This window comes from Nitrospirota bacterium (assembly GCA_040757595.1).
Taxonomy (GTDB): Bacteria; Nitrospirota; Nitrospiria; order Nitrospirales; family Nitrospiraceae; genus JBFLWP01.
Window position 1 is genome coordinate 258,576 of sequence record JBFLWP010000004.1, and the last position, 6,329, is coordinate 264,904.

Below are 6,329 nucleotides of genomic sequence, written 5' to 3' on the forward strand. Positions count from 1 at the left end.
GAGCAAGAATGCAACCCCTCAGCGGCTCGCTCCGCTCCGCTTTTTGGCCGGGTCTCCCAGCATCCGCTCGATCTGCTCCTCGAACACTTCGTACGGGAAGGCCCCGGGGATCACGAGCGGCGGCTCCTGCTCCGGGTGATCGGTCCGCATCAGCACGAAGCCCGGCGTCCCCCGGAATCCGAGATTGTACCCTTCGGCCCGGTCCGAGAAAATCGCCTCCGTGTGCCTTGCCCCCTTCATGCACTTGTCGAACGCGGCTTGATCCAGGCCGATGGCCTTGGCGTGCCCCCGTAGATCCGCCGGCCCCAGCTTGCCGGTGTCGAACAGCCGGTCGTGCATGGCCCAGTACCGGCCCTGCTCGCCCGCGCACCGGGCCGCCAGCGCCGCGTCGAGTCCGGGCCCCTGGAAGGCGCGGGGATAGTCGCGATACAAAAACCGGAGCTTGCCGGCCTCGACGTATTTGGCCTGGAGGCGTGGCCAGGTCTCCCGGTAGAATTTCTTGCAGAAACCGCAGGTGAAGTCGGAATACTCGATCAACGTGACCGGCGCCGTGGCCTGGCCCCTCGTCCGACCGTCGTCCTTGCCCAACTGGTCCAAGGCCTGGTCCGCGCCCGCCTGCGGGATCGGCCCCAGGACATGCGCCGCAAGCGCGAGGAGCGCGACCCCGAGCAGGAGGCCGACCGAACGGCTGGCAATGCGTCGTCTCATGGTCCCGTCACGCCGTGATCGTTTCGTCTGACGAGGGGCCGACCGTGGAAAGTCCGAGGCGTCAGGAAGCGGGCAGACAAGAGGAGAGCGGGGTCAGGACGCGCCCCGCTTGGCTCGAAATCGCTCCAGCAGACCCATCATCAACAATGGCCAGACCACCGTCGCATCGCTCAGGACCTCGGCGAACCGGCCTCCCTCCTCGGCCGGCACGAACTTGCCCCAGGAGATCCCTTCCTGGTAGCTGCACCCGCTCAAGCCGCCCCAGTAGTCGGGCTCCGGGCAGATGCGCACGCCGTATTGGAAGCGCGGCGGCTTGACGTTCAACCCCAGCCGCAGGTTCGTGATTTCGACGTAGGGCGCCACCTGCTGGGCCCAGTTCCGTGGCACGCCGCCGCCGATCGTGAAAATCCCGAGCTTCTTGGACGAGAGGACCCGCTCCGTGTAGCTGTTGAGGTCCAGGTACGGGTTGAAGGACGGCAGGGTCTTGTGCAACGTCCGCAGCACGGTGATATCCCCGTTGGGCAGATTCTGGCTCCGCGCCCGGTCGATCGACAGCCCCATCGCCCAGGTGGCCACGTCGAGCCCCATCTCCGAATCGGTGAAGGCCGGGATGTAGACCGGCACCTTCTTGAGATACGCGCTCTTGAGGATACCCGTGCCCTCGTATTCCTCCGCGAGCGTCCGGCCGATCTCGCGCGTCAGCAGCTCGGAGCAAAGGGGCTGGTCCGCGGGCACGCGCTTGAGCGTCTGCGCGACGACGTGCTCCACGTAGTTCAGGTTCGCTTCCATCTCCAAGGTGTCATAGACCCGGTTGTACCCCTTGCGGAACAGCTCCTCGTCGCTCACCTTGGGCGAGTGTCGGTAGTGGACCTTGCCCACGGATTCGGTGAGCCCGTGCGCGATCAGCGCGCCCGTGGACACGACCGCCTGCACCATGCCGTGGTCGATCATGCTGCTGACGATCTTGCCCATCTTGGCGATGGTCATCGCGCCCGAGAGCGTCATGACGACGCCGCAATCCTGGTCCTCGATCATCGCCGAGAGGACCTCGAACGCCTCCCCCAGCCGCCGGCCGCCGAAGGCGGTCTTGCGCATCGCACACAACAAATCCGAAAACGAGCGGACCTTGTCGGGATCGAGCGGCTCCAGTGCCTCGAGCCCGTCTTGCGCCCCGTCATGGAATTCACGCGGCTGCATGGCTCGGCCTCCCCGGTGAATGGCTCGGTTACTTATACACAACCCTTCGAATGGGGTCAAATCCTCGCCATCGAGGGCGTGCCTTTCGGCGGCCATGCTGATCGGCGAAGAAAGCCTCACGACCACGCTCAACCGACTCGGTCTGAATTTCATCGGCGCCTTGTGGCGGAGACGCTTGGTTTGCGCGGACAATTCTTTGGTCGTCTCGTCGCCGTTCACGAACGGAGCCGGCGCAAGCGGGTCTGACAGAAGACCTGGTGGAGAGGCGTCGGCATCGGCGGCGCGCGGAGCCTACACGGGATGTCACGCGGAGCCAACCACCGACGGGGCCGGTTCGTCGCGTGCACGGCCGGAAGAGCCATTCTAACCCGTTGTTATTCCAAGGCATCCACGAAGGGCGTTTGACGGAGCAGGCTGAAGCGCGGTAGGATGCCTGCACCGTACGAGCCACGGTGGCTACGATCCCTCGCGCGCGGCCTCCTCTATCCCGAATCCTGCGCGACCGATTCCCTAGCACACGCTGCTCTTACGCCAGGCGTTTCCGCCTCTCTACAGAGTCAACCGCAAGGCGGCGCGAACATCCGGACTGGCTGCATGCAGCCCAAGGAGCGAACCATGATGTGGCCCGGCAACAGGAGAAAATGGCTGAAAGGCAAGCTCGCCGCCAAACGGAAACGGCTGAGGACCAACTGGAAGCCGTTGGCGGGCGAAGCGGTGAAGGAGCGTCCGGTCGTTCCGATCGAGGAAATCAGGCGGCAGGCGATCATTCTGTCCAGCCGGGGCCTTGGACAGGGGACCCGGTCGCGATCCGCGAGACAGGGCGCGCCAACCACCGGCACCCCTCGTCGCGCCGAGTCGGGTTCCCTGAGCCGCCGCGGGGCGGCCTGACCCGAGTGATCCCCCATCCCGTCACTCCGGCCTGCCCACGTATTGCTTTTCGACACCGATCGTGGGACGGTGTCTCTGCTTCGTCGCGTGGGGCTCGTGATCAAGCGGCAGACAGGAGAGCCCTGAACCGCTGTTGTGTTGCCCGGGAATCAGATCGGAAGCCAGACCAAGCCGTTCGGACTTTTCACGTCTTCGGCCGGTTTCTTCCCTTCATCTCTACGTTCTCGAGTCCAAGACAATGGCACCATCTCTCAAGGAGGAACCTTATGGGTTCGAAGATCTACGTTGGCGGGTTGCCGTACTCAACGACCGAAGCGCAGCTGCACGAACTGTTTGCCGCGCATGGCACCGTCGAGTCGGCTCGAGTCATCACGGACAAGTACACGGGGCAGTCGCGCGGTTTCGGCTTCGTGGAAATGTCCACGGCAGAGGAAGCCAAGGCGGCAATTGCCGCGCTGAACGGCACGCAGCTCGACGGCCGGACGCTCACCGTCAACGAGGCGAAGCCCCAGGAGCCGCGTTCCGGCGGCGGACGCGGAGGCGACCGAGGAGGTCGCGGCGGACGCTGGTAGTCATCACGTGACGGGATCGCACTGACCACAATCCCCGGCGGGGCCATCCGGAGACGGGGGGCCCCGCCTTTTCGTTCATCGGCGAGCGGCAGGGAGGAGCCCATGGCACGACCAGGCAAGGCGACGCTGGCCAAACGTGCTCGCGAGCGGGGCAAGCAAGTCAAGCGGATAGAAAAAGAAGCCCGCCGTGCGCAGCGGAAAGAGGAAAAGCTGGCGCGCCCCAGACCGGACGATGGGGAAGATCCCGATCTGGCCGGCCTGCGCCCTGGTCCGCAGGCCCCCCTCTACTGATAGACTGCCGACGCGTCCCCGGCGTCAAAGGCGCTGTCGCTGTCTGGAGTCACCCGCCTCCGCGCCTCAAGAATTCATCACCAGCGGCCATTCCCCGCAGCCGGAATCCGACCTGCCAGCTCGCGAGGCAAGGAGAGATCGGCCAGGATTCCCGCTCAGCGGACGGGCTCCGCCCGCCCCTGGCTCGGGCTATCCAAAGTCTTGTAGCTTCGCAGGATACCGTCCTGGTCAAACACGAAGTCCAGGCCGGGGCGGGCGCCCAGATTGTACTCGGCCCGCTTGCCGAGCGGGAACGCGACCGCGGTGTGGACCTCCGGCGCCACCGGCGCATAGGTCCACGCCTCATAGCGCGCGCCGCCCTCTTCCCATTGGCGGACGGCCTGCGGGTCCCCGAACACCAGGCGGACGGCCGCCATGTCCGACTGGCCGACCTGGATCTCCTCCATCTGCAGCGGGCGCGGTTCCCGGGAGCCGCAGCCGGCGAGGCTGAGCAGAAGACTTCCCGCGAGTGCCAGCGTGATCCCGATCCGAATCATAAATCGAGTCGCTTGCCAAGACCCGTCCGCCCATTTGTGATCGAAACGGACGGCTCAACCGAAGTGTGGATGAACCTGGGAAGAAAATCAAATGGCGGGGTCTTGCGGATCGCCGCGCAGCGGCTCCCGCCAGGCAAGTCCTTGGAATTTGGAATGAGGATTCTCTGGAGGGTCTTTCTCCGCTCGCCAAGAGCAATCGTACGGCTCGCGGCTCTAGCGAAGCTCGGTCTGGTGGTCCCAACGGGATTCGAACCCGTGTCTGAGCCTTGAGAGGGAGGTCAATGACGAGGAAAATCAATGAGTTAGAGTTTTTGATTGTCCGATAGCCACCACGTATTTTCAACGAGTTACAACGGCGTGTCCTGTATAGGACAGCCCATTTTTCAGCACAGTTTGCCGCTCTGGCGACATCAGGCTGACCGTTTCAAGGCTTGCTCCGCCTCGTAGAGATCCCAGGCAGCCTGGAGGTTCATCCAAAATTCTGGGGAGGTCTTCAGGCGTTGAGCGAGCAGCAAGGCCGTGGTCGCGGTAATCCCGCGTTTACCGTTAATCAGCGTGTTCACCCTTTGGACAGGGACGCCGATCGATTTCGCCAGCTCGACCTGGGTGATGCCCATCGGTTCGAGAAACTCCTTCAATAGGATCTCTCCCGGATGGGTTGGCGCTCGATGCTTGGGCCTCATGGTGCCTCCTGCAATCAGTGATAATCGACCACTTGAACGTCACTCGCATTGCCGGCAGACCATCGAAAGATGATCCGGTACTGGTCATTGACGCGGACGCTATGGAATCCCTTCTTGCTTCCTTTTAATGCCTCCAGGCGATTGCCTGGCGGCGCGGACAGGTCAAGAAGATCGCGCGCGGTATTGAGCATGTCGAATTTCCTTGCAATGACCGCCCAAAGCGGCTTGGGGATCTTCCGTGCTTCCTTGGAGTTGGCGCCGTCAAAAATGTCCTGAGAAGCCTTGTCCGCGAAGCCGACGATCACGGGATGATTTTACCAATTGAATGGTATCTGTGCAAGAAGGAATTTCGAGGAACAGTCTGGGGGACAGATAAAGTTGTCTCCGGCTTGCCGACCCCGGGGAACTTTGCTACAGTGCAAGCCATAGAACTGGAGAGGAGCAGAAACTGATGGCCACGATCCAGATCAAGACCCCCAATCCGGAACAAGCTGCCCCGCTGGTGAAGGACGCCATTGAAATGGAGAAAAAGGTGGTGCGGGGCAGTCTCGCCACGACCAACGAGCGGATCGCCGCGCTCACCCGCGAGCTCTCGGTGACGGTGGAGCAGGTGCTCGCCGGAACCGTGGCCCGCATAGAAGCCAACGAAATGGCCCTGCTGGAACTGGAAGGAGAATTGGCGATCCGTCGCTCTCTTGAAGAAGCCCTCCGCAGCCTTGACTCGCTCGAGCTATGCAGCTAACGGAGTATGCGGAGAGGGTTCGGGCTCAGATCCTCCAGATTCCCAGCGTCCTCTTCCATTCTCTCGCCTACGAAGACCGCCCGCCCACAGCCGGCCTTGTGAAAGGGAGCGTCACCTTCTCCGACGGCTCCCGGCTCCATTTCAGAGAGTTTCTCCGCCTGGGCGAGCCGATCATCAGGATGAAATACGCCTATCACTATGTGTCCGCGAGCGGCGGTCTTCTTTTCCGCTATGACAACGCCCTCGATCCTGCCGCGAAGCATCTTGCGAGTTATCCCGACCATAAGCACCTGCCCCACAGCATCGTGCCCTCTGAATCACCGCCGCTGGACCAAGCCCTTCGCGAAGCTGCTCAGCACATCAAGCGTCACTGAGCCTGCAATATTTGGCACTCGATGGCCAGGAAAAGAGGAGGTTATGAAGCCTTAATCCTGCGGATGATCTCACAGGGGTCGGCTGAAAGAGCCCTCGTAATCCGAACAAACTCGATGACATCCAGGCGTCTCTCCCTCAGCTCATACTTTGAAACATAAGATTGTGGCCGGCCCAAACGCCTGGCCAGATCCTGCTGGGTCAAACCCGCCGCTGACCCCCTCCCCAAAACTAGACCGTAGTGAGCTGGAAATTTCGCTCTTCCTGCAGCCCGGTTTCGGCCGCGCGTTGAGTGAATTCCCTGGGCGTTAAATCCCCGAGCGCGCTGTGTGGCCGGTGC

General features: G+C 62.7%; 11 protein-coding genes. 5 read left to right on the plus strand and 6 right to left on the minus strand.

Translation table 11 applies throughout. From position 1 onward, the window contains the following. Nucleotides 1–18: 18 nt before the first annotated feature. Together AB1411_06235 and AB1411_06240 are read right to left on the minus strand one after the other, a co-directional pair. Complete coding sequence (locus tag AB1411_06235; GenBank protein ID MEW6543194.1) at nucleotides 19–708, minus strand: DsbA family protein; 690 nt, start codon at nucleotides 706–708, stop codon at nucleotides 19–21. 93 nt (nucleotides 709–801) lie between these two features. Next, entirely contained in the window at nucleotides 802–1,905 is a 1,104-nt protein-coding gene (locus AB1411_06240; GenBank protein MEW6543195.1) for a deoxyhypusine synthase family protein, read from the minus strand. Between the two features lie 615 nt (nucleotides 1,906–2,520). Here AB1411_06240 and AB1411_06245 point away from each other — a divergent pair. The 3 genes from AB1411_06245 (at nucleotide 2,521) to AB1411_06255 (ending at nucleotide 3,656) form a co-directional block, all read left to right on the plus strand. Continuing rightward, the gene (locus AB1411_06245) at nucleotides 2,521–2,793 is read left to right on the plus strand and encodes a hypothetical protein (protein MEW6543196.1); all 273 of its coding nucleotides are present in this window, start codon (nucleotides 2,521–2,523) and stop codon (nucleotides 2,791–2,793) included. Between the two features lie 266 nt (nucleotides 2,794–3,059). After that, nucleotides 3,060–3,365 (plus strand): RNA-binding protein, encoded by a 306-nt coding sequence (locus AB1411_06250; protein MEW6543197.1) that lies wholly within the window; start codon nucleotides 3,060–3,062, stop codon nucleotides 3,363–3,365. 102 nt (nucleotides 3,366–3,467) lie between these two features. Continuing rightward, nucleotides 3,468–3,656, plus strand: a complete 189-nt coding sequence (locus AB1411_06255; GenBank protein MEW6543198.1) for a hypothetical protein — start codon at nucleotides 3,468–3,470, stop codon at nucleotides 3,654–3,656. Nucleotides 3,657–3,811: 155 nt separating this feature from the next. Here the strand turns inward: AB1411_06255 and AB1411_06260 are convergent, their stop codons facing one another. The 3 genes from AB1411_06260 to AB1411_06270 form a co-directional block, all read right to left on the minus strand. Then, a complete protein-coding gene (locus tag AB1411_06260; protein ID MEW6543199.1) occupies nucleotides 3,812–4,192 on the minus strand; it encodes a hypothetical protein in 381 nt (126 codons plus the stop codon). A gap of 410 nt (nucleotides 4,193–4,602) precedes the next feature. After that, the gene (locus AB1411_06265) at nucleotides 4,603–4,809 is read right to left on the minus strand and encodes a HigA family addiction module antitoxin (protein MEW6543200.1); all 207 of its coding nucleotides are present in this window, start codon (nucleotides 4,807–4,809) and stop codon (nucleotides 4,603–4,605) included. Nucleotides 4,810–4,889: 80 nt separating this feature from the next. Beyond that, complete coding sequence (locus AB1411_06270; GenBank protein MEW6543201.1) at nucleotides 4,890–5,180, minus strand: type II toxin-antitoxin system RelE/ParE family toxin; 291 nt, start codon at nucleotides 5,178–5,180, stop codon at nucleotides 4,890–4,892. A gap of 146 nt (nucleotides 5,181–5,326) precedes the next feature. Between AB1411_06270 and AB1411_06275 the strand changes: the two genes are divergently transcribed. Both AB1411_06275 and AB1411_06280 read left to right on the plus strand, forming a co-directional pair. Next, a complete protein-coding gene (locus AB1411_06275; protein MEW6543202.1) occupies nucleotides 5,327–5,617 on the plus strand; it encodes a hypothetical protein in 291 nt (96 codons plus the stop codon). Next, on the plus strand, nucleotides 5,608–5,991 hold the full coding sequence (locus tag AB1411_06280; GenBank protein MEW6543203.1) for a DUF6516 family protein: 384 nt from the start codon (nucleotides 5,608–5,610) through the stop codon (nucleotides 5,989–5,991). Before AB1411_06275 ends, AB1411_06280 begins: the two co-directional genes overlap by 10 nt. A gap of 41 nt (nucleotides 5,992–6,032) precedes the next feature. Here AB1411_06280 and AB1411_06285 read toward each other — a convergent pair whose 3' ends face one another. Then, nucleotides 6,033–6,218: a helix-turn-helix transcriptional regulator gene (locus tag AB1411_06285; GenBank protein MEW6543204.1), complete on the minus strand. Its 186-nt coding sequence runs from the start codon at nucleotides 6,216–6,218 to the stop codon at nucleotides 6,033–6,035. Nucleotides 6,219–6,329 lie beyond the last annotated feature (111 nt).